Origin of the sequence: Shewanella mesophila, from assembly GCF_019457515.1 — a bacterium.
In the GTDB taxonomy this organism is placed as follows: domain Bacteria; phylum Pseudomonadota; class Gammaproteobacteria; order Enterobacterales; family Shewanellaceae; genus Shewanella; species Shewanella mesophila.
On record NZ_CP080421.1, the window covers coordinates 1,664,733 to 1,689,121 of the forward strand.

General features: G+C 44.6%; 17 protein-coding genes. 6 read left to right on the forward strand and 11 right to left on the reverse strand.

Going from position 1 to position 24,389, the window contains the following annotated elements:
* Window positions 1–30 precede the first annotated feature (30 nt).
* Complete coding sequence (locus K0I73_RS07275) at window positions 31–2,682, reverse strand: parallel beta-helix domain-containing protein (protein WP_220063818.1); 2,652 nt, start codon at window positions 2,680–2,682, stop codon at window positions 31–33.
* 392 nt (window positions 2,683–3,074) lie between these two features.
* Entirely contained in the window at window positions 3,075–3,644 is a 570-nt protein-coding gene (locus tag K0I73_RS07280; protein WP_258405317.1) for an arylesterase, read from the reverse strand.
* A gap of 49 nt (window positions 3,645–3,693) precedes the next feature.
* Here K0I73_RS07280 and K0I73_RS07285 point away from each other — a divergent pair, with 49 nt between their 5' ends.
* Window positions 3,694–4,437 (forward strand): ABC transporter ATP-binding protein, encoded by a 744-nt coding sequence (locus tag K0I73_RS07285; RefSeq protein ID WP_220063820.1) that lies wholly within the window; start codon window positions 3,694–3,696, stop codon window positions 4,435–4,437.
* Window positions 4,437–6,887, forward strand: coding sequence for an ABC transporter permease (locus tag K0I73_RS07290; RefSeq protein WP_220063821.1), 2,451 nt, complete (start codon window positions 4,437–4,439; stop codon window positions 6,885–6,887). Before K0I73_RS07285 ends, K0I73_RS07290 begins: the two co-directional genes overlap by 1 nt.
* Window positions 6,888–6,976: 89 nt before the next feature.
* On the opposite strand, the gene K0I73_RS07295 is transcribed toward K0I73_RS07290, so the two are convergent.
* Together K0I73_RS07295 and folX are read right to left on the reverse strand one after the other, a co-directional pair.
* Window positions 6,977–7,900 carry a TIGR01777 family oxidoreductase gene (locus K0I73_RS07295; protein WP_220063822.1) on the reverse strand — a complete coding sequence of 308 codons (924 nt, stop codon included), beginning with the start codon at window positions 7,898–7,900 and terminating at the stop codon, window positions 6,977–6,979.
* Window positions 7,901–8,057: 157 nt separating this feature from the next.
* The gene (gene folX / locus K0I73_RS07300; protein WP_220063823.1) at window positions 8,058–8,435 is read right to left on the reverse strand and encodes a dihydroneopterin triphosphate 2'-epimerase; all 378 of its coding nucleotides are present in this window, start codon (window positions 8,433–8,435) and stop codon (window positions 8,058–8,060) included.
* A gap of 73 nt (window positions 8,436–8,508) precedes the next feature.
* On the opposite strand from folX, the gene K0I73_RS07305 reads away from it, so the two are divergent.
* Both K0I73_RS07305 and K0I73_RS07310 read left to right on the forward strand, forming a co-directional pair.
* A complete protein-coding gene (locus K0I73_RS07305; protein ID WP_220063824.1) occupies window positions 8,509–9,594 on the forward strand; it encodes an AI-2E family transporter in 1,086 nt (361 codons plus the stop codon).
* A 24-nt stretch (window positions 9,595–9,618) separates the two neighbouring features.
* Window positions 9,619–10,533, forward strand: coding sequence for a class I SAM-dependent methyltransferase (locus K0I73_RS07310; RefSeq protein WP_220063825.1), 915 nt, complete (start codon window positions 9,619–9,621; stop codon window positions 10,531–10,533).
* Window positions 10,534–10,665: 132 nt separating this feature from the next.
* Here K0I73_RS07310 and K0I73_RS07315 read toward each other — a convergent pair whose 3' ends face one another.
* From K0I73_RS07315 to ackA, 4 genes are all read right to left on the reverse strand, one after another.
* A complete protein-coding gene (locus tag K0I73_RS07315) occupies window positions 10,666–10,890 on the reverse strand; it encodes a hypothetical protein (RefSeq protein WP_220063826.1) in 225 nt (74 codons plus the stop codon).
* 869 nt (window positions 10,891–11,759) lie between these two features.
* Window positions 11,760–12,191, reverse strand: a complete 432-nt coding sequence (locus K0I73_RS07320; RefSeq protein ID WP_220063827.1) for a hypothetical protein — start codon at window positions 12,189–12,191, stop codon at window positions 11,760–11,762.
* A gap of 448 nt (window positions 12,192–12,639) precedes the next feature.
* Window positions 12,640–14,778 carry a phosphate acetyltransferase gene (pta, locus tag K0I73_RS07325; protein ID WP_220063828.1) on the reverse strand — a complete coding sequence of 713 codons (2,139 nt, stop codon included), beginning with the start codon at window positions 14,776–14,778 and terminating at the stop codon, window positions 12,640–12,642.
* Window positions 14,779–14,864: 86 nt separating this feature from the next.
* Window positions 14,865–16,061 (reverse strand): acetate kinase, encoded by a 1,197-nt coding sequence (ackA, locus tag K0I73_RS07330; protein WP_220063829.1) that lies wholly within the window; start codon window positions 16,059–16,061, stop codon window positions 14,865–14,867.
* Between the two features lie 195 nt (window positions 16,062–16,256).
* Here ackA and yfbV point away from each other — a divergent pair, with 195 nt between their 5' ends.
* Window positions 16,257–16,700, forward strand: coding sequence for a terminus macrodomain insulation protein YfbV (yfbV, locus tag K0I73_RS07335; RefSeq protein WP_220063830.1), 444 nt, complete (start codon window positions 16,257–16,259; stop codon window positions 16,698–16,700).
* A 3-nt stretch (window positions 16,701–16,703) separates the two neighbouring features.
* Here yfbV and pflA read toward each other — a convergent pair whose 3' ends face one another.
* The 3 genes from pflA to K0I73_RS07350 form a co-directional block, all read right to left on the reverse strand.
* Window positions 16,704–17,444: a pyruvate formate lyase 1-activating protein gene (pflA, locus tag K0I73_RS07340; protein ID WP_220063831.1), complete on the reverse strand. Its 741-nt coding sequence runs from the start codon at window positions 17,442–17,444 to the stop codon at window positions 16,704–16,706.
* A 101-nt stretch (window positions 17,445–17,545) separates the two neighbouring features.
* Window positions 17,546–19,828, reverse strand: a complete 2,283-nt coding sequence (pflB, locus tag K0I73_RS07345; RefSeq protein WP_220063832.1) for a formate C-acetyltransferase — start codon at window positions 19,826–19,828, stop codon at window positions 17,546–17,548.
* Between the two features lie 540 nt (window positions 19,829–20,368).
* Window positions 20,369–21,901, reverse strand: coding sequence for a DUF3360 family protein (locus tag K0I73_RS07350; RefSeq protein WP_220063833.1), 1,533 nt, complete (start codon window positions 21,899–21,901; stop codon window positions 20,369–20,371).
* A gap of 1,033 nt (window positions 21,902–22,934) precedes the next feature.
* On the opposite strand from K0I73_RS07350, the gene focA reads away from it, so the two are divergent.
* Window positions 22,935–24,374 carry a formate transporter FocA gene (gene focA / locus K0I73_RS07355; protein ID WP_258405343.1) on the forward strand — a complete coding sequence of 480 codons (1,440 nt, stop codon included), beginning with the start codon at window positions 22,935–22,937 and terminating at the stop codon, window positions 24,372–24,374.
* Window positions 24,375–24,389 lie beyond the last annotated feature (15 nt).

The following is a 24,389-nucleotide window of genomic DNA, read 5'->3' on the forward strand; positions in this document are numbered from 1 at the left end:
AGGCTACCAACTGGCAGCCTTATGCTTAATTTACTGAGAGCAGCTAGCGAGCGGTAAACGCTTAATCCACTCAGCGATTAACGCTGTACCTTCAGTATGTGATAGTCCGCGGCCAATTTCAGGCATACGATCACCAGGTGTTGTGCTATCCATTCTAAAATGCAGGATGGAAGTGTCAGCGTTGCCGGGTACTACGTCATAGCTAAGAGAGCCACCGCCATAGGCAACAGGTGATTTACAGGTGCCGTGTGAATATCCACTATCCTCTTCGTAGGTACGCCAGAACTCAAGTTTTAGCCCTGTATTTGACGCATTTCCTTCTGGGCGATGACAATGGGCGCAGTTGATATCTAAGTAGCCTTTAGCTGTCTTCATTAAGGCTGTATCCGATAACGTGGCAATGTTTGCTTCATCGCTATCATGGAACGCAGGTACTGTGTCGATAGACGTTACGTCAGGCACGCCTTGTAAAATACCAGCAGATTGCCATTTGAGTAGCTGATTCATGCTGCCATCGCTATAGGGGTAGTCCTTATTGAGATGACGAGCCTTTGGACCGATTGGCACAAATACCGCCTGACTCGAATCGTCAGCCTTAAATTGGTGACACTGTTTGCATTGGTTCATGCTAGGCACGACATAGTCGAAGCTTAAGGTTTCACCTTTATGGATCACTTGTTTAGCTTGAATCGCCCCGGCCTTAGTCAGTACAGCGTCGCTTTGCTCGGCGTTGTAAACATAGGGCAATGCAGACCAACCCGTGGCACGCTTGATTAGTAGGCGAGTTTCAACCAAGGTTTCGTTAGCCACCCCGCGTTTAGTTGTATCAGCGGGTAAAGCGAAGGTTTTGCTGATCACCGTACCCACAGGGAAGTCCATGCTTTCATTTGCCGAATAGCTAGCCTTCTTTCCCGCAGGCACAAAGACGAAGCGGTATTTACTGGAATAATCGGTAAATAGCTGGGTATTGAGATCGTAAGGCATGCCACCAGAGTGAGCGCCTGCAGTGGGATCACTGCTGTTTGCAAACAGATTATAGTCTGAGAGGTTAGGGCAGTTTGCACCTAAAAGCGCATTCCAATTCACCTCAGATCCGCTCGATTGACACAGGGTCAGATCGCCGTCACCGACCAAGCCGCCTTCGCCCTCACCAATGGTACCACCACCGCCTACTAAGTTACCGCCGTCACAACCTTCAACGTTGTCATCGACACCACAGCCGAAAATTTGATCGCCAAAGGTAACGGTATGTACAGGTAGGCTGACTTGAGCACAGTTCATGATCTCTGTTTGGGTCTTTTCATATAGGACATCGGCGATGCTGACGTCGCTATTGTTGTTCGCGTAGAGTCTGCCAAATGACACATCACCGTTGTTTTTAGCGCAGACATTGTCACTACCATCGGCAGCAAAAGGTTGCTCTTGCAAGCCCAGGTAAGCTGCAGTGCCGTTGTTGGATAACATTTCACCCAGACCATCATAGAGTACGCCAGGGAAGGCGCCATGGGTGAATAGATAGGCCTTGATAATGTCATCAATCAGATAACCATTAGGTTTCTGACCATAACCCGTGATCACGTTGTCATGAAGATAGATGTTACGCGGCGTTGCGCGCCAACCATCTTCAATAGGCTGGCCTGGCTGACCGTAATTTCCCACAAAAGAGGCCATATCGGGTTCAGCGATGAAGAAACTCGATACCGTGATCCCTAAGGTATCGTGATTGGTGATCTCGTTGTTAAAGATCTCTACGTCGTTGGTAGATAAGATGATCATCCCAGTTCCTGGTGGGACAATATGAACGCCTGCGGGGTTAGCCGATGCGTTCGCGAAGTTGGGGGTATTGTTGTCGTAAACCTTGTTATTAAAGATACGCACACTTGAACCATATCGGTGGTTATTAATCGGTAAATCAAAGACTAAAATACCGCCAGTGTTGCCCATGGCTTCGTTGTCGTATACATCGGCATACTTAGAGTTTTCGATTTCAATCCCGGCAACGTTTTCTTTGGCTATGTTACGACGCACGACAATGTATTGTGATTGGCCAACATAGATACCCGCATCGGCGCTGCCACGAACATAGGTATCTTCGATAAGAATATTTTCACATTCAACAGGATAGAGGCCGTAGGCACCGTTGCCTTCATCTAGCTCTCCTTCCCAAACCGTTGCGAGGCGACGTAAGATGATGCCATTGGTATTTTTTAGTTTAATGCCGTTGTTTTTGGCCTCATTTACCGACATATCTTGGATCACTATGTTGACGGCATTTTGGATGAAGATACCATCACCCGTGATCGACTCTGAAAAATCAAGCACGGTATCGTTCATTCCATGTCCCATAATGGTGATGTTTTTCGCAAAGGCTCCATCACCATCGACATCACCATCAAAAAGGAGTGTCGATGCAATTTTAAAGTTACCTTTGGGTAATACGATCACATCATTACTTTGGGCATTGATAAGCGCTTCTTGGATGCGCATGGTGAGGTTTTCACCATCTTCAATGATGATAGCTCCCTCGGGGAAACCCGCTCCTGGATCATCGGGTACAGTCACTACCGGCGGTGTTTCTACATTTTGGGTATCATCCTCGTCAGACGAACAAGCGGCTAGCGATATGGCTACGGCACTCGCGACAAGGGTTGGGATAACCCAAGAAGGTGTCTTGTTGAACATAGTATCTCCTACTTATTTTTATTATTCCTGCCTTAGATTGCACTGACGTACTAGATATGCAATGTGAGATCTGGCCAACATTTTTGTAACATTGTGGTGTGGAGGCATACCTATGCCTTAGTCAAACTGGCTTGCTCTATAAAGTCATTATAAAACATGTGGATAAGCTGGTTTTTTAAACGTTGCACTTTAATGTATTACAACTGGTCAGAGGTCTGTGTTTTGAATGCTATAGCGTGGGTTGTTTCGAAGTTGTTTCATTTTAGGTTTGGCTTAGATTTGAGATTTGAAGTTTGAGTTAGGAGGGATATTGCCAACTCCCTCCCTATTACCTATTGCTGTGTTAACAGCGATTGCTTATAGGGTTTCAATATATAGCAGTGATCCTAAGCTTATTGTCGATGCGTATCTAACCAAGGTTGAATGAATTCTGCAATTTGGGGCTGTGCATCTTCATTTGGATGGATACCGTCGGCCTGCATTAGTTCGGGGTGAATAGCAATCTTGGTCATGAAGAATGGCATTAAGGTTATGTCATGCTCAACGGCTAGGTCTTGATATACTTGAGAAAACATCTTGGCATATCGTGGGCCATAATTAGGTGGAACCATGACCTCACTTAACAAGACTTTTGCACCAGACTGTCTGGAAGCCGTGATCATTTTTGTAAGATTTTCTTTCAGTTGTTTGGGTGAGAAGCCACGAAGTCCATCGTTGCCGCCGAGTTCAATTAGCACCAATTTAGCTTGGGTCGACTCAAGCAGTGCAGGCAATCTACGGGATCCACCTGCAGATGTTTCACCGCTAACTGAGCCATTGATGATGGTGACATTCGGCATTTTCTTTTGCAACAGATGCACCCAACCTTTGTCTTGCTCCATGCCATAACTTGCACTTAGGCTATCACCTAAGATTAATATCGGGTTAGCATGGGCAGGAACAGTGTGTAGGATTAAGGCCACGCTGAGCAGTCTAAATACGTTACTAAAGCGATGAGTGAATAAGGATTTTATGTCAGATAATAGCGCTATCACGGTTAATAATCTCATTAAGTCAGTGGCTACCCAAGAAGGAGAGCTTACTATCCTCAACGGCATTAACATGGATGTCAAGTTAGGTGAAAGTGTTGCTATCTTAGGCCCTTCAGGTTCGGGCAAGTCAACATTACTGGGGTTGCTCGCCGCACTAGATTCTCCTACATCGGGTGAAATTTACCTTGATGGGAGTGCGCTTCACGGTCTCAACGAGGAAGGGAAAGCGGCGCTGAGAAAACAAAAGGTGAGCTTTATCTTTCAATCCTTCATGTTAGTTGACACCTTAAATGCATTAGAAAATGTGATGTTACCCGCCGAACTCTCTGGCATTGAGCGAGCGAAAGAAAAAGCGGAGGCAATGTTAGCGCGAGTGGGATTAAGTCATAGATTGACCCATTTTCCCAATCAACTCTCAGGAGGAGAGCAGCAACGAGTCGCTATCGCTAGGGCATTTATTTGTGAGCCTAAAGTGTTGTTTGCCGATGAACCGACGGGAAATTTAGATGGCGCAAATAGTGAAAAAGTTGCCGATATGTTGTTTGAACTTAATCGAGAGAGTGACACAACCTTAGTGCTGGTCACCCATGATCTACAGCTCGCGAGTCGCTGTGAGCGGCAGTTTTCGATGCAAGCCGGAAAACTAACTGAGTCGAATGAGGGATATCAGCCAGGTGATAAAGGTGAAATTCAGCAAGCTGCGGCGTTGGCGGAGGCGACTTAATGGAAAAGCGTATTGCCTGGAAACTGTTTAAGCGCGAGTTATTCCAGGGGCAACTCTTGTTGATTATCTTGGCTATTACCCTGGCGGTATTATCAGTTACAGGCCTTGCTCGCGTGAGTGAAAGATTGCAGATCGCCATTAACGGTCAGGCATCTAAGTTTATTGCCGCCGACCGTATTATCAATTCACCCACCCCGATAGATCCCACAATAGTGACCACTGCTCAATCAATGGGATTAAAGCATGTGGCGAGTCTGCAGTTTAACTCAATGGCCTTTGCCAATGATAACTTTCAGTTGATCACTGTTCGGGCGGTAGGGCAAGGATATCCGTTAAAAGGAAAAATCGAGCTGTCGACTGGGATAACCGATTCATTACCCCAAGCCGGCACTCTCTGGTATGAGACACGCCTCGGGGGGATATTGGCTTATCCAAAATCGCTTGAGGTTGGCAATGCCGAGTTTAGTCTTAGCGCCGAAATCGCCAGATTGCCTGATGCAGGGTTTAACCCTTACGCATCGTCCCCCGTGGTCTTGATGCGTTTAGAAGATGTCGACAAAACGGGTGTAATTCGACCTGGCAGTCGAGTAAGCTACATTCATCAGTTTGCCGGTGACGAGTCGCAACTTAAAACATTTGAAGCGGCCGTTAAGCCATTATTGAATAATAGCCAGCGCTGGGTCGATGTCCAATCAGGTGATTCCCCTATCGCCAGTGCTGTGAAGCGGGCTGAGCGTTTTCTCCTCTTGGCGAGTTTACTTGGTATCGCATTAGCGTGTGCCGCCATAGGTATTGCGGCTCAGCGATACTGTCAACGCCACTTTGATGTGGTTGCGATGTTGAAAACATTCGGTGCTTCTAGCAAACAGATCCGTATTTTATTTGGTTTACATCTGCTGTTCGTCACCGGATTAGGGATTGTGTTGGGGCTGATTGGTGGATTGGCGTTAGATGCCCTCATCACTGCGTACTTGCCTCAGGCTATCGCCGATTATAGTGCGCCATTGGCCAGACCACTGCTGCTTGGTGTTGCTACTGGCCTCATCTCCGCCTTCATGTTTTCGGCTTATCCGTTAATGCGCTTGTTATCAATCCCGCCACTGCGGGTATTACAGCGTCAGTTGGAGGGGCTTCAGTTAGGGATGTGGTTGCACCTCTTGCTGAGTTTAGCTGCCATGGCGTTACTGGGTTATCTCTATTCGCAAAGTCTTACGCTAACGATGACGGTTGTCGCAGGCGTGCTGTTGTTAGGTGTGTTGCTAAGCCTATTTGGTTTCCTGTTAATCAGAGCCGGCCATAGTGTTGGTATGAAGACCACCAACCCACTGCAACTTGCATTAGCAGGACTTAGACGCCGAGCAAAGCAAAATGCGGTGCAGTTGGTCGGTTTTAGCAGTGCTTTAGTGCTGTTATTGACCATTATCGCACTGCGTCAGGATCTGTTGGATGAATGGCAAAAGCAATTGCCAGCGCAATCACCTAATTACTTTTTAGTTAATATCGGCCCCGATGAGCAGCAGCCGTTAACCGACTATTTTAGTCAAAATGATATTAACGCCACCGATATCTACCCTGTGATCCGTGGTCGTTTAGTGGAGATTAATGGCGAAACGCTTATCTCTTCTGACCAAGCCGATGAAGGTGTGGAAGGCCGAGTCGGGATCTCTCGCGAATTAAATTTGACGTGGCGTGATGAACTGCCGCCAAATAACGACCTACTCGAAGGCACTTTCAACCAAGCGGCTGATGAGGTGTCTATTGAATCTGGTGTTGCTGAGCGTCTTGGGGTTGGTATTGGGGACTTACTAACATACGTTATTGATAACCAAAGGTTAACGGTGAAAATCACCAGTGTGCGCGGCGTACATTGGGAAACACTGCAACCTAATTTCTTTATGATATTCAGTCAAGAGGCGTTAGCGCCTTTTGCGTATACTTCAATGGCAAGTTTCTATCTTGAGGATAGTCAAAAGCACTTGGTACTAGATCTTATTAAAGGGTTTCCTACGGTATCGATTATCGATGTTGGGGCCATGATCAAGCAGCTTAGGCAGATCATCGATCAAGTCTCTTTGTCATTGACCCTTGTACTCGTACTGGTGTTACTGGCGAGCAGCTTAGTGATGATAGCGCAAACAGAGGCTGGGATGGCGACTCGGCAGCGAGAGCTGGCCGTGCTTAGAACCTTTGGCGCGTCGGGTTGGTTACTGAGAATGGCAACCGCGCTGGAATTTGCCTTGTTAGGCGTTATCTCTGGCATATTAGCGGTCATAGTCGCCGAATTTACGCTCTATTTATTGAAAACCCAAGTATTTGAGTTAGTGGTCTATATGCACTGGAATTGGTGGGTGTTAGCGCCGCTGAGTGGCGCATTGATCGTTGCATTACTGGGAACCTGGCGATGTCGTCAGCTATTGCAAAAATCATGTAGTGAGTTGTTAAAAGCGTAACTTGGCTAAAAAAGCTAATCTTTTTTGGCGACTAGCTTTTTTGTGTTTGATATTTTGCACCCGATAGGTAGAGAGCTTAACTCTTGTGACTATTGCGCTGCGAATAACTGTTTAAATGCGCTATCAATGTCTGGGTACTTAAAATGATACCCAGCCTCTAATGCTCTGTTTGGATAGACATATTGGCCTTCAAGTAGCAGCTCCGAGAGTTCTCCAAGCGCGATATTGAGTGCAGCTGCTGGCATGGGGAGAAATGTCGGTCTGTGTAATGCGTTGCCAAGCGACTTGGTAAATGTTCGGTTATTAACTGGGTGTGGTGCGGTGCCGTTATAGATCCCTTGGCATTGATTGTTCTGAAGCAGAAATAGGAACAAGCCAATCAGATCCTCTTGATGGATCCAGCTCATGCCCTGTTTTCCACTACCAATAATCCCACCACCACCGAGTTTGAAAGGCAGTAGCATTTTTTTGAGTGCGCCGCCTTTTAGGCCAAGCACTAAGCCGATTCGAACAATGCAAACACGAGTGTATTCACTGGCTTCCTGTGCCGACTCTTCCCATCTGGCACAAACACTATGGGGAAATTTTTCCTCTTGTCCTGTTTCTTTAAAATGGGCCAAGCTGAAGTGTTCGTCTATCTTGGTATTGGCATCATGATCCCCATAAATCCCAATGGCTGAACCACTGATAAATACCGTTGGAGGCGTTTTACTTGCCTTAAATAGCTGCACTAATCTAGCGGTGATATCCCAGCGACTATGACAAATCATCTGCTTTTGCTCAAGTGTCCAGCGTTTGTCTGCTATGGGTTCGCCGGCAAGATTGATAACGGCATGGAAGCCATCTAATGAAGATAGCGCGCCTAAATTACCGAGTAGTTTGTGATGAGAACCAAGTTCAAGGTGCGCTTTTCCTGCAGAGCGAGTCAGTAAGGTTAGCTCATTTCCTTGACTCAACGCATTGACGAGTTGTTTTCCAATAAAACCCGTACCACCCGTGATGAGAATTTTCATTTTGACTCCACTTTTCCTTGGGGATATCAAAAATATACACTAACAAGCCAAGTTAGGATCATATTTAACCGGGGATTTTTCAGACTTAGTCCCCGTAGGCCATTCGCTCGCTGTTACATAATTTTAGCGAGCCGATGGATTCTGTAAAATAGGAGACTTAAGTATTGGAATGGTCTTTACTGTAACAAAGTTGCATAGAGACTGAGTCGGCAAACCTTAATGCATGGGGCTTGTCAATTTCGACTTTGGCAACATCGACCCATTCATGTTCACAGGTAATGCTGAGTACTTGGTCTGTTAAATGCTCAAGTAATGAAAAGCGATTGTTTTCAACCAAAGCGATGATTTTTTTAGTAATCGTGCGATAATTTAACGCGTCTTCCATGTTGTCGCTATTACGAGCTTTGGCAGCGCAGTAATGAATTTCGGCATTGATGGTGACATCTTGCTTATTATTTATCTCATCTTCTTTTATGCCAATATAGGTTCTTAGGCGTAAATTTTTGATGCGGATGATGGCTATTTCAGGATTCATAAACGTTAGGGTATTTTTGTTAGGTGAGTTAAGCCTATCAATTTTATGAGTAATTCAGAAGGACTTTATTTAGATGACTCGATTTGATAACCAAGGTGTCGCGTTAAAAGGATTTGCGATCATGGCGTTTATCGTTGTGATACTTGCTGGCATAAAAGCCGCGAGCCCAATAGTGGTTCCTTTTGTGCTTTCAGCTTTCATTGCGGTGATCTGTAATCCGGCGATTAATGGGATGACACGTCTGCGTATCCCTAGACTGCTGGCCGTTATGTTGATGATGGTTTTTATTGTACTAATGGGCTTATGGCTCGCGTCTTTAGTGGGCAGTTCAATTAATGAGTTTTCGAGGCAATTGCCAGTTTATAGAGGCCAACTTGTCGAACAATTCGCATGGATATTAGCCAAGTTACAGACCTTTAATATTGAGCTATCTCGCGAACAGATCCTTGACTATTTTGATCCTGGCGCCGCACTGTCGATGACGACAAATATGTTGTCTAGCGTGGGCGGGGTGATGGCCAATCTGTTTTTGATCATCTTGACGATTGTTTTTATGCTTTTTGAAGCAGAAGACTTACCAAAAAAATTACATTTTGCCCTAGATGATCCTGATATGCGTCTTAAGCAGATCGACAAGTTTTTGCATTCTGTGAATCAATATATGGTGATTAAGACCTTGGTCAGTTTGGGGACTGGTTTAATTGTTGGGGGCGGTTTAGCCATTATTGGTGTCGATTATGCACTTTTGTGGGGCGTTGTGGCGTTTCTCTTTAATTACATTCCTAACATTGGATCTATCATTGCTGCCATCCCTGCCGTATTGCTAGCCTTTATTCAGATGGGGCCTGCCGTCGCTGGTGGCACCGCTCTGTTGTACTTCGCTACGAATATGGTGATGGGAAATGTAGTAGAGCCTAGATATATGGGGCGAGGATTGGGCTTGTCGACCTTAGTGGTGTTTCTATCACTGATTTTTTGGGGCTGGTTACTCGGCTCCGTCGGTATGCTGTTATCTGTGCCACTCACTATGATCGTAAAAATTGCATTAGAATCGAGTCAAAGCGGGCGCTGGTTAGCGATATTGCTAGCCGATAATGTTGATGATCTGGTGCCTGAAAAATCCCAAGAAAATGTGCTCGAAGAGCAACAAGAATCTTAATACTGATAAGGGTTATTAACGTTAATGCAGTTATTTGCTAAAGCATTACAAGCTGTCACCTTAGGTGATGACGCTGAGCGTCTATTTCATGGGCGTGGCGGTATGTATGATGGATGTGAACATTTATGTTTAGATTGGTTTCCTCCCGTATTGTTACTCACGAGTTTTAAATCGATCGAGGAAAATGAAGTCGCTCTCTTGACGAAATGCATCGCTGAACGTTGGCGACAGCTCAAGGGTGAGTGCCAGCTCAATCTTGTGTTTCAACATCGCTGTGCCGGACAGACTCAGACGCATCTCTTGCAAGGAGAGGTACCAGAACCTCATTATGTCGATGAAAATGGTGCTCAGTTTCAAGTTCATCTTCTTCGTGGTCAAAATCATGGTTTGTTTCTTGATATGCGTGCAGGCCGAGCTTGGGTTAAGCAGCATTCAAAGCAACGTAAAGTGCTAAACCTATTTGCTTATACCTGTGGTTTTTCGGTCATGGCACTGCAAGGTGGGGCTGATGAGGTGGTGAATATCGATATGAGCAAAGGCGCATTATCGATAGGTAAACAGAATCATCTGCTCAATGGCTTTGCCCACGGGGCGCGATTTTTAGGCCATGACATTTTTAAGTCTTGGGGTAAGTTAACCAAGTTTGGTCCTTATGATCTGATTGTTGCCGATCCACCGAGTAATCAGCGTGGTAGCTTTGTCGCCACTAAGGATTATGCCCGTTTGCTTAAACGTCTACCCAGTTTATTAGCAGAGCAGGGCGATCTACTTTTATGTTTGAATGCACCTGAGCTTGATATTGCATTTTTAAAGCAACAGGTTGAGGAGCAGAGCCCTTCGTTGATGTTTATCGAGCAGTTAGCTAATCCAGAGGTGTATCTTGATAAGGACCCGAATAAGGCCCTTAAAGTGCTTCGTTACCAACATAAGCCAACTTAAACCGTACATATTAGGCTGACATCGTTAGCGGTCAGCTTGCTAGAGAGAGATTAAGCGCAAGCGCCATAGGGCTCTTATGGAACAGTGACATTTCATGAGCACTATGGCTAATGTTCTTTGGACATTTGCAGATTAAAACCCCAAAAACTCATTCAGAACCGAGGTACCATGTGACTCGATAAGTTGAGCGACCAAATGATGATCTGGACTTTTTAATGCTGATATTTCGTTGAAGAGTTTATCTTGCACATCGAACGGCATCGACATCGAATCCATGAACATGTGGATCGACAATATATCCCCTTTATGAAACAGGTCGACTAAGGTTTTTGCTTCAAATTCTACTAGTGTATTCATTTTCTACCTCTCAATAACCAGTATCGTGAAACTGCAACCGATGGAATAGGTTCAATTTTAGCTTGCCAATCATCTAAGCTTTTCACTTTACAGTTCAGTCTACATTTTTTTACTTCATGAAGTTAAACTTCTGTTTTTATTGGTTAGATCTCCATTTTGATAATCGTGTGACACTTTTAGTTAAAGTTAACTTGTCATTTTTTGCCAACTATTAAGCCCTGTATTTTGTAAGCCATTGTTTGTTAATTGGCCTGTGAGGGGGTAAAATTCTGCCCTTATCTACCGTTGTTAGTGGCTTGGTTTATTTATAGTCGTCTTGATGGTTCAACTTTTGTCGATTTAGTTTTTAAGGATTCGACTTGTGAGAATTGACTGGTGACCGTTTGAGGCGTTTTTGTTATAGCTTTCAATCTTATTAACTATCGTTTTAAGTGCCAAATCGAATTAAAAAATGAAAGACTTTCATGTGAGCAATCTAAAACATCCATTTTTTTATCGTTTTTCGAATGATTTAGGTGTCATTTCTGAAAGTTTTCTGTAAGTTTGTTTTTTTTGTGATATCATCTCGCGCAGATAGTTTGTTGATAGGCAGATTAACACCCAAGGCTAAATGCATTACAAAAAGGCATGCCTGTACCCTACTTAATATCTGGAGTCGTTATGGAAGCTCGTGATTACGAAAGCGCATATTACCAAGTACAAGATGATGTTCTTGAGTCATTACCCGTAGAGATGGATGAAGAGGCGTATTTAGACTGATTTACAGCCTAAATCGCTGACAGATGAGGTAAGCGTTTTATTGAAATTTCATCTGACTTTAGATAAAAAAATAGCAACCAATAGGTTGCTATTTTTATGCCTGTAAAACCTTAATTACGATTGCCTTTTTCTGGCAGTATCTCAACGATCATCCATCGGTTTTTCACTTTATGTAACCGAATCGTGCGATCATCAATCCAATCTTCGCTGCCTCTTATTCCTGTCAGTTTTACAATGACGGTGACATCTTTCGTAAATTTTCGGAAGAAGTCGATATCAATCTCTTCAATTTCAAGGGTAACGTCGGTCATTGTTAGGTTCAGTACATGTCGCTGCACTGCTGATGCGATGTAATAGTGCGACAGCACTTCCTGCATGGGGTCATCGACAAACTGTTTAGCTTGCTCGACGTTTCTATCGATATAAATAGCCTGAAAGAAGCCTAAAGATACCTGCTCAGGCGTCTGTACGTTGGCGTTTGTTTCTGATTCTTGGCCGCAGCCTGTAATGAAGACCGCTAATATAAAAAGGATATATTTCATATATTTCAACAACTGGAGTTTGCCATTAGTATCGCGATTATCATCATACTTAGCAAGAGGGATACAAGATGTCTATTGATGGGAATATGTCGAACATGAATTATTGATATGGCTAGGTCACACAGTATCAAATATGTGCTTGGTTCTTTGTGCTAACTAACGGTTGTTCTGAGAGGCATTAACAGTGCTTGACTTATGTGATGAGATCCGTCATATCTGAATGAATAATCTATTATGGTTATCCACAGAATCTGTGGACAAGTATGTTGAAGACTAGATGCATAACCCTTAAGTTGTTGAACTTATTTGGTAAATTTTTCTGGTTAAATTTTGACGCATTAACTTAGTAGGGTATGTTTTTAACCCATTGTGGATATATCTGTCTAATTCTCATAAAAAAGCCTGTCATTTCGACAGGCTTTTTTTTGTTGGTCGGCAGTCGCGTTCTTTAGCTCTGTGATGCTTGAATCGCCGTTAGCGCAATAGTGTAGACGATATCATCTACGAGTGCGCCACGAGATAGATCATTCACAGGTTTACGCATCCCTTGAAGCATTGGACCAATACTGATGAGGTCTGCGCTTCGTTGTACGGCTTTATACGTCGTGTTACCCGTATTTAAATCTGGGAACACAAATACGGTTGCTTGACCCGCTACAGGGCTGTTTGGTGCTTTAGATTGCGCCACATTCGGCATGACCGCAGCGTCATACTGTAGTGGACCATCGATGATGAGATCTGGACGCTTTTCTTTAGCGATGCGGGTGGCCTCACGAACTTTATCCACATCCGATCCCGTACCAGAGCTACCCGTAGAGTAACTAATCATAGCAACACGAGGTTCAATACCGAATGCGGCGGCACTTTCTGCCGATTGAATCGCAATATCAGCCAGCTGTTCAGCATTTGGATCTGGGTTAATGGCACAGTCACCATAAACCAGTACTTGATCTGGCATCAACATAAAGAAGATAGAAGAGACTAGGCTAGAACCAGGTGCGGTTTTAATTAACTGCAGTGGCGGGCGAATCGTATTGGCCGTGGTGTTAACCGCACCAGAGACGATACCGTCAACCTCTCCTTGAGCCAGCATCATGGTGCCTAACACCATATTGTCTTCAAGTTGTTCGCGGGCAACGACTTCAGTTAATCCCTTGTGACGACGCAGATCGAGCATAGGTGCAACATAACGCTCACGTGCTGCCTCCGGCTCGATAATTTCAACGCCTTCACCAAGTGCAACCCCTTGTTGCATCGCGATACGCAAGATCTCTTCACGATTACCAATGAGTACACAGCGGGCGATGCCGCGCTCAGCACATATGGCAGCAGCTTCGATAGTTCTTGGCTCATCACCTTCAGGAAGCACGACAGTCTTATGGGCTGCGCGAGCAAGCTCGGTGAGTTTATATCTAAATGCCGGAGGAGAGAGTCTATGCTCACGAGGCGAATTCTCGGTCACACTTTGAACCCAGTTTTGATCTATGTGGCTGGCGACATATTCTTGTACTTGTTCGATACGCACAGCGTCATCTACAGGGACCTCATGGTCAAAACGCTGGATATTAAGCGAAGTCTGCCAAGTGTTAGTGTCGATTAAGAATACAGGTAAACCCGTTTCAAATGCCTGTTCACATAACTCCATGATCTCAGTTTCAGGCTCGTAACTCCCTGTAAGCAACAGAGCGCCAACTTTTACGCCGTTCATCGATGCAAGGCAAGCCGATACAATCACATCTGAACGATCACCTGAGGTGACTAACAGAGAATCTGTTTTAATATGCGTGACCATATTTGGAATGCTGCGAGCACAGAAAGTCACCTTACGAAGACGACGTGTGTGCATCTCACCAGCATTGATAATGCGAGCACGTAAGTGTTTGGCAAGATCCGATGCGCGTGGGGCGACGAGATCCAAGTTGTAAGGAACGCTACCTAAAATACGTAGCTTGCTTTTACCTGGTAGTTGGAACATTGTCGCAGGATCTGGACGCTGAACCTCTTGATGATCGAATACTTCAGAAAGATCGGGGCGTGCACGCCCTTCGTCATCAACTGGAGCTCCAATTTTGTTGATGATAGCGCCAATCAGACGTTTGTTTTTGCTACCACCCCATGCGTTGTGAGCAATCTCAAGACGATTCATTAGTGCTGTCGGTGTTTCATTGCCAGGCGCGGCAACGAAGATAATATCGGCATCGAGTGCTTTTGCTATCTTGTAGTTGATGTCGTCAGAAAAAGGGTGGTTACGGGTTTGTACTAAACCTTCAACGATTAATGTTTCGCTTGGATCGGCAAACTCGGTAGCGCGAGCAATAATTTGCTCCATAAGCACATCGGTTTGGTCGGTGCGGATGAGATTTTCAGCATGATCCATATCGAATGGTTCAAGCGGATTAACCGTAGGCGACTTACTAAGAATCGTGGTTGAACGTTCTGGACCAGTATCGGTTGGGCGCTGCTGAGCAATCGGTTTGAAAAAACGAACCTTTACACCATGGCGCTCTAAGGCACGAACCATACCGAGACTGATAGACGTTAAGCCTACGCCAGTGCCGTTTGGTATGAGCATAATATTGCGAGACATAATTACCTCTTTTTACCTTGCTAGTCTTTGCTAGCAAGTCTGTTAACGCTTTAAGTAAGGTGGAGATCTCCCCACCTCCAGATAATTTACTTCAGCAGTGATACTGCATCTTCGGCGATAACCCACTCTTCATTAGTAGGAATAACCAATGCAATAGGGCCATTGTCTGTTGTGATCTGACCTTGATTGCCAAAACGTGCCGCTTTATTGCGCTCGCTATCCACTTCAAAATTAAAAATTGAAAGTAGGTTAAGCACTTTTTCACGAATGAGTTCAGAGTTCTCACCAATGCCACCGGTAAAGACGAGAGCGTCTAAACGGCCTAGTGGCACTGTATATGAAGCAATGTACTTAGCCAGACGATAGCAGAATATTTCGAGTGCTAATGTCGCGCCTTTATGGCCATTTTGATAGCCTTCTTCGATGCCACGACAATCGTTAGTTAGCTCAGAAATACCTAATAGGCCACTTTGCTTGTTCATCAAGTTATTGACTTCATCGGCTGTGTAGCCAAGCTGATGGATCAGGTGATAGACGATAGAAGGGTCCATATCACCGCAACGAGTGCCCATTACAAGGCCTTCTAGCGGAGTTAACCCCATAGAAGTATCTACGCTCTTACCACCTTTGATGGCAGTAACGGATGCACCGTTGCCTAGGTGAGCACAGATAACATTGGTGTCGGCGGTATCTTTGCCAAGGACTTTAGCTGCTTCACGGCTGACAAATAGGTGGCTAGTACCATGTGCGCCATAACGGCGAATACCATGTTCGCGGTATAGTTTGTACGGTAGGGCATATATGTAGGCGTGTGCCGGCATACTTTGATGGAATGCGGTATCAAACACTGCAACTTGTGGCAGCTTAGGGAAAGATGCTTGAGCCGCTCGAATACCGATCAGGTGAGCTGGGTTATGAAGTGGTGCAAATACTGCGCTGTCTTCAATACCCTTAAGTACAGTTTCATCGATAATAACTGACTGGGTGTACTTTTCGCCGCCGTGCACGATACGGTGACCGATAGCTTGAATCTTTTCAGCAATCTGAGGGTGTTCACCTAAAATTTTGGTTACGATGAATTCAACCGCTTCACGGTGAGCGGTAAATGCACCTAGTCTAGCTTCGGATTTGTTGCCGTCGACTTTCCATTTAATTCGTGAGTCTTCTAGACCAAAACACTCTGCTAAGCCAGAGATCTGGTCGTCACCTGTGAGGGCATCAATAATAGCAAACTTCAATGAAGAGCTGCCGCAGTTAAGTACCAAAACCAGTTTATTTGACATGTTAAAACCTTTTGCAAAGTAGATGAATCAGTGGCGTTCACCAAAGTTTAATGGCTGCTCTAATATGTAGTGCATGCCACGTGATTTGCCCAATTTAGGGGCTGATAAACTGTCTTAGACAGGCTTGGAGTACTTGGGACTCTTGAGCCGATTGTGCTATTGTAAAGACAGTGTCTCAAAGTTCAGGTGTCATCATTGACAGTTAAAGTGTTTAAGACCTTAGGTGATGGTCGTCGTTATATGAAGACGTGGCCTATGGTTAAACAACTCAGTTTTTACTTTCCAGAATATCGCGTTGTTAAGGCGACACAGCTGGCAATTCGTCTTATGCCGCTACTAGCCATAGCTGCTGCGGCCAGTCAGCTTTATCTCTACGGATGGGATTTTTTACCCCAATCAATTACCGTAGCGCTGTTTTTTGTCAGTTTACCCATCCAAGGTTTATTGTGGCTCGGTTGGCGAGCAACACATCCTTTACCCTTAACTTTGCTTGACTGGTGCAATAATTTATCAACTAAACTGCAAAGCATGGGTATTGCCTGTGCGCCACTTGGCGCCAAAGCTTGTTATCTCGATATGGCAGTGATTTTAAAAATAGCCTTTGAACGTCTTGATAACAGTTACTGGGAAGAACTCTAGTCGTTAATAAACGGCCGTGATCCCAGCATCTATAAATACCCGTTTTATTTGTTCCATTGTTTCCCGACTTGGTGGCGAGATAGTCGCAAGTTGATACTCTTCACCTAGGGCTTCCCATTTGTGTTTGCCGAGTTCGTGATAAGGCAATAGCTCTACCTTTTCTACATTACTCATGGGTTTAATAAACTCAGCTAGGCCTTTAGCTGATTCGATATCATCAGTAAATCCGCCCACAACGACATAGCGTATCCAGGTTTTTTGTTGGCGTTTTTGAAGATACTGCGCAAATTCTAGTGTGCGATGATTACTGACTTGAGTTAATTCTATGTGTTTGGCGTCATCAATATGTTTGATATCGAGTAGCACTAAATCTGTGTTATCGAGTAGTTCATCGATAATAGGGCTGTATTTGCGCACAAAGCCGTTGGTGTCGAGGCAAGTGTGAATGCCTTCAGCTTTGCATGCGCTAAAAAGTGCTGCGACGAATTCAGCTTGTAGTATGGCTTCGCCACCACTGGCTGTAACGCCACCACCGCTAGATTCAAGAAAAGGGCGATAGCTAATGATCTGCTCCATTAGCTCATCGACCTCGATTTCCCGTCCGTCGTGCAGATCCCACGTATCTCGGTTATGGCAGTATTGGCAGCGCATTAAACAGCCTTGCATAAAGGTGATAAACCTGATGCCTGGGCCATCCACTGTACCAAAGGATTCGAGTGAGTGAATCCGACCTTTTACTGTCATTGCGACTCCGTTAACTTAATTAAAGTAGGCTGTACTAAATTAGTGACAGCCTAGCTTAAATTTACTAAAAATCTACCGTTAATACGCGAAATTGTGCAGCTTTACATACCTTTAGTGAAAGTACGTGTGATAACGTCCTGTTGCTGTTCTGGCGTTAGGGCATTAAAGCGCACTGCGTAACCAGAAACACGTATGGTTAGCTGCGGATACTTATCTGGGTTAACCACTGCATCTTCTAACATTTCGCGGTTCATCACGTTAACGTTTAAGTGTTGACCACCTTCACGTGAATCGTTATGAGCAAAATAGCCATCCATCAATGCTGCAAGGTTTGCACGGCGACCATCGTCATCTTTACCTAGTGCATTTGGCACGATAGAGAAAGTATAAGAGATACCGTCTTGAGCGTGAGCAAATGGCAGTTTAGCTACCGATGTTAAAGACGCTACAGCACCTTTCTCATCACGGCCATGCATTGGGTTTGCACCTGGCGCAAACGGAGCCCCTGCTTGGCGTCCATCAGGTGTAGTACCTGTTTTCTTACCATAAACCACGTTTGAGGTGATGGTCAGAATTGATTGAGTTGGAATAGCATCGCGGTACATTTTCATGTCACGGATTTTGGCCATAAAGCGCTCTACAAGCTCTGTGGCTAAATCATCAACACGTGCGTCATTGTTACCAAACTTAGGATAGTCACCTTCGATGTCGAAATCGATTGCGATACCGTGCTCGTCACGAACAGGCTTCACTTTAGCGAACTTGATTGCAGAGAGTGAATCGGCAGCGATAGAAAGACCTGCGATACCACATGCCATGGTGCGACGAACATCTCTATCATGTAGCGCCATTAGGGCTGCTTCATATGAGTATTTGTCGTGCATGAAGTGAATGGCATTGAGTGCAGACACATATTGTTTAGCCAACCAATCCATCATGGTGTCTAAGCGACCCATAACATCATCGAAATCTAATACTTCGTCAGTGATCGGTGCGAACTTAGGACCAATTTGCGTCTTAAGTTTCTCATCTAGGCCACCGTTAATGGCGTAAAGCATTGTCTTAGCTAAGTTTGCACGTGCTCCAAAGAACTGCATGTGTTTACCCACAACCATTGGGCTTACACAACAAGCGATAGCATAGTCATCCGACTCGAAATCAGGACGCATTAGGTCGTCGTTTTCGTATTGGATAGAGCTGGTATCGATAGATACTTTTGCACAGTATTTTTTAAAGCTTAGTGGTAACTTTTCTGACCAAAGTACAGTGATGTTTGGCTCAGGGCTTGGGCCCATGTTGTACAGTGTATGTAAGAAACGGAAACTGGACTTGGTCACTAACGTACGACCGTCTAGGCCCATACCCGCGATAGATTCAGTTGCCCAGATTGGGTCACCAGAGAATAGCTCGTCATATTCAGGAGTACGCAGGAAACGAACCATACGTAGCTTCATGACGAAATGGTCAACCATCTCTTGAGCTTGTTCTTCGGTTAACACGCCATTGTTGATGTCGCGTTCGATATAGATATCAAGGAAACTTGAAGTACGGCCAAGCGACATTGCCGCGCCGTTTTGGCTCTTCACTGCAGCTAGATAGCCGAAGTAAGTCCACTGAATCGCTTCTTTTGTATTAGTTGCAGGGCCAGAAATGTCACAGCCATAGCTTGCTGCCATCTGTTTCATTTGACCTAATGCTCTGTGCTGCTCAGCGATTTCTTCACGCAGTTGCATCGTTGCTGACAAGTCTTCACCCGCTTCAAATCGCTCTTGTAGTGAGGTAAATTGAGCGAACTTGTCTTGCATTAGGTAATCGATACCGTAAAGTGCGATACGACGGTAATCACCGATAATACGACCACGACCATAGGCATCAGGTAAACCAGTTAAGATACCTGATTTACGACAACGCATGATCTCAGGGGTGTAGATGTCGAATACACCTTGGTTATGGGTTTTACGTAGTTCTGAATATACGTACTTGATTGTAGGATCTAATTCGCGACCGTATGCTGCGCAGGAACCTTCGACCATACGGATACCACCGTTTGGTAGCATGCCGCGCTTAAGAGGAGCTTCGGTTTGAAGGCCAACGATAGTTTCTAGGTCTTTGTTGATGTATCCAGCTTCATGAGAGGTAATGGTTGATACTTTATCAGTATCAAAGTCAACAGGTGCATGGGTGCTATTTTCCTGTTTGATGCCTTCCATTACTTTGTCCCATAGCTGGTTGGTCGCATCAGTTGCGCCAGCTAGGAAAGACTCGTCGCCTTCATAGGGTAAGTAGTTGGCTTGAATAAAGTCACGTACATTTACTTCAGACTTCCAATCACCAGGAGTAAAACCTTCCCACGCTTTGGTGAACAGCTCAGTTTTTTCAGTCATCGTACTAATACCTTCTGTTTGAGATAAAGGTTATTGGGTATCGATTTTGGCTGCAGTAGCAATGATAGCGATACACCAATAGCTAAGTCTTAATAGCTCCCCTCAATATGTTGCCCTGATGATGGGAACTGATTATCGAACCGCGTTAACGTTTCGATGAAAAATCTATACTTCTAATTGTCGATACGATTGAAACATTGTATCTATATCGGTAACTCAAATTGGTAAGACCAATTTACCTAGATGATATTACCATATCCCACTAATTGCTGCACAATAATCGGCTGAGATAATGCTAAAACTGTTATCGACCTATCATTTTTGAGCTCAATTTCTATTTGCATCTCATCTTATTGTCGGCTATTTACGCACGTGCGTTTTTGTCTATCGTCAATCAGTGCCTTTTACAATATTGATCTGCTATGACATTGACTGAACTTGAAGGTCTGATATTTGAGCGTGAGTGCGTTATCAGCAAAATTGATAATAAGTATAGGAGAGAAAATAGAGAGAGCCGTGGCTCTCTCTATTTGGAAGTGCTTAAAGTAGTGCGGGTATACCTTGGATCATGCCAACCGCTAACATCGCGGCAAGACAGATAACAAATGCAAGACCAGGAATGATTAATCTGTCAGCTGTGCTCAGGCTAGCTGCGCGCTCTTTATCACCGATTAGCCCATTGTTATCTAAGAACATGGTTAGTGCCCATGCAAGAACAGGATTGGCAACAAATGAGGCGAAGATACAGATCCCTGCCGCTTGGCTGCTCTGAGTGTCTTTCACCATCTGCATACCCGCTTCGAGTAGTGGCAAGAACACACCAACAAGCAGAGCGATTGACATTACCGGGCGCCAAACGGTGACATCCATTGGATAACCGATGACAGCAACAATAATACACAATGAACCAAGTAGGATAGCGCCTGCAGGGATAGGACGCTTTGCGATAGCAGCAGGGATCATATAAGTTCCCCAAGATGAGGTGATGTTACCGCCACCAACCGCAGTACCGACGATTTGACGTAATGAACAGGTTGTCATGGTGTCATCAACGTCCATCAATACTTTTTCAGTGCCTTTTGGATAGTTCAGCTCTTGGAAGATACGATGCCCCAAGAAATCTGGTGACCACATAGCAACGGCTAAAATTGCAAAAGGTAATGATGCAACAAAATGCTCAAAATTAGGTAAACCTAGTTGCCAACCGTATTCGGTTGAGCCCCACCAGTAGATAGGGTTAAGGTTTGGAATACCAGGTTCAGTCACAAATTGAAGATCTAGACCTGCGCCGAGTGCAAATGCCAGTGCTATTGCAGCAATAGAGCATAGTGGAATCGCTAGCCAGCGCTTACCGACCTTAGCTAGATAGGCATAAAGAATAACGTTTGCAAGTAAAATGAAAAACGCCACATAGCCTAAGCTGTAATCTAACTCATGTTTGGATTGCAAACCGCCGGCCCAATCAAATAACGATGTGATCTGACTTTTAGCCCCCATGAAACCGAGGAATACCAGTAGACCGCCTGCTACGCCGCTTGAGGTGAGATTCACGAGTCGCGATCCTCCTTTGAAGTAGCTGAGGATCAGACCAAATATACCCAGTAAAATCGCTAAGGCTAATGGATGCGCACCAGCTAGGGCGATGGCACCAATTAAGGGGATCATAGGGCCATGGTTGCCGCCAAGGTTGGCGCGAGGGTTGATAAAACCAGAACTGATGATACAAAAGAGTAAAGCGGGGATGAGCATTTCTACGCGAACGACTTGAATGGCAAATTCGGCACCTAAATTCACATGTTCCCAGCGTTCTGAAAGTCCAGAAGCCCATGCTGCCATTACGGCGGAATACATAACGGTAATGCCAATGGTTCCTGCTATTGCGGGAACTAAGTCTTCCCATTCAAAGCGGAAATCTCTACCAGGTAAATTCAGGCCCCAACGTCTAGGCTTCATGATTTGTAACTCATGGTCTAGGTATTCTTCACGAGTATTAAACTCTGAAGCGGGACGATGAAGCTCTTTATAAGTCAGCTCAGAGGCTTCCGTTTCTTCGTGTTTGACTGTTTCTGACATAATTTCTCATTCTCCGAAAAGAACTTAGTGATTCATCTATTTGATGATGACTTCGACTGTATCCTTGGAAGTTAATCAAGTTGTCGTGGCCATAATGCCGAACATCTAACTTGAAAAACTTGTCCGCTTCTCTCACATGGAGTGCCATTTTTAAGAGAGCAGTTGTGTCCTTAACATTGCTTGAAATTGGTCTGACCAATTTACCTCATAAATATTAACACAGCAAAATGGTGTCGGCATTAAGTATCAATTAACTTGAAACTAATGATTAGGTGATTTGAGACCTAGTTAACAACTTGTGTCCAGATCCGTTATCGATTTTTACATTAGGCATATAAATTGCGTTGATACGACGATCTCGTTAAGCCTCACTTTTGAGAGCGAGTTGGCTTACTCGTCAAATTTTAGCGTTGTATCGATTAACGCCCAACTTCGAATATGACGCGCATCACCAAGTGTCGTGTCGTTGTGAGCGCTATCGCGATTTTTGATTGTTCATTTATCAATAGGCTTAATGAGTTAACTGTACTTATCGCTAGTCATCTTCGAGCTATTTTTGCTATCAACTTGCTTTATAGCTTAGGCAAGTTTGATTTTCTTGCCATGAAAGATCGTTTTAAGACGTTAACAATTGACTGACTCATCTGAACGCTGTCTTAGATTAAATAGGGCTAGATAGATTTAAATATAAATAACATCTTTTAATTCAATGCCTTAATCTGTTGCTGGTTTGTTTTACATTTATGCAACGCAAGTGGCTTTCCATCAATAATCTTGATTCTCTCTATCATTATTATCAGATTTTCTTTTACGTGTTGTAGCGATACGTTTGTAGCCACGGAGATAAGCCTAGTGGCTGCCAACCTTTCTATAACGATAAATAGGAGAAGATGATGTTACTTAGTTTTAGTCAGCGAATTTTTTACCGAGAAGGAGTCAGTTAATGGCGCCTCCTTCGTTTAACAGCGCGGTGTCTGCTTTGCAAAATCAGGCCGACAGAGTACCTATTCAGCCAGCGAGTACAGCATTAAGTATGTATCAACAGGCAGAGCGCTATGGCGTGACAAAAGTGAAGAAAGCCTATTGGCAATCGCTTGGCTTAGCAGCATTTGCTGGTGCATTCATCGCTTTAGCCTTTGTGTTTTATATCACTGTAACGACAGGATCATCGAGCTCATGGGGCTTGGTTCGTCTTGCTGGTGGCTTGGCTTTTAGTTTGGGACTAATGCTGGTGGTCATTTGTGGCGGCGAACTCTTTACTAGCACTGTGCTCAGCAGCGTTGCCTGGGCGCAAAAGCTCGTCAGCACTAAGGAGTTACTTGCTTGCTGGGTACGGGTGTACATCGGCAACTTATTCGGTGCCATGTTGATGTTGACGCTGATCATTACCGCGCGTATGTATGAGCTTGATGGTGGCTTGTGGGGCGTCAATGCGCTCAACATTGCTCAGCATAAATTGCATCATGGATGGGCTCAGGCGTTTGCGCTAGGCGTGCTGTGTAACATGTTGGTTTGTCTTGGTGTATGGATGACCTTCGCGAGTAAGGATGCACTCACTAAAGCCATCTTGCTGATGTTGCCTGTGGCTATGTTTGTTAGTAGTGGTTTTGAACATAGCATCGCTAACTTGTTTATGGTGCCTCTTGGGATCGTTATAGCCAATTTTGCCCACAGCGGATATTTCGACGCGGCAGGTATAACGGCTGCGCAATATAGTGATCTCACCCTAGCTAACTTCATTTGGAACAATCTTATTCCTGTGACGCTTGGCAATATTGTTGGCGGGGGATTATTGGTGGGCTTGGGTTATTGGATCATTGAGCGTAAGCCACAACAGACTAGCGACCTACATATTGCACCACCCACATTAGCCGAGTGTTTATCTCCCTTTAATTCACCGTCAATTCAATCATTAACTAACACAGTTAACGGCACCCATTCATTATTAGTCACACCCTCTGGAGATGTATCAATGCCTAAATCAATTCAAAAGCTGAATGTCAGCGAGGTTATGAATCAAACCCCTTTTACGTTAACGCCTGAACTATCCGTTTATGAGGGCTTAAAGCGTTTAAGTGATGCCAATGAACGCGGCGCTTCAGTGGTTGACGCTCAACAACGGCTACTGGGTTATATATCACAGCAAGATCTGCTCCGTAGTTTGTGGTCTGAAGAGTATGTCAGAGGGATTGCTTATAAAGTCGCAGACTTGATGCAAACGCAAGTGCTTACGGTGGCGCCAAATGATGCAGTGGCAGACTTAATTGAATTAATGGTTGTCGATAGAAACAAGTTGTTCCCTGTTAGTGAAATGGGGATCTTAACCGGAAATACCTTTGCTAGTTATGAGGAGCGTTTAAGGCGAGCTCATGCCAGTAAACCTAGCAGTTTTCCAGTCGTCGACGAGGGTAAGCTAGTTGGGGTTATAACTCGAGAGGCGATCGCCGCTAAAGTGTGTGATGTTTATGCTTAAGGCATGTAGTTGATA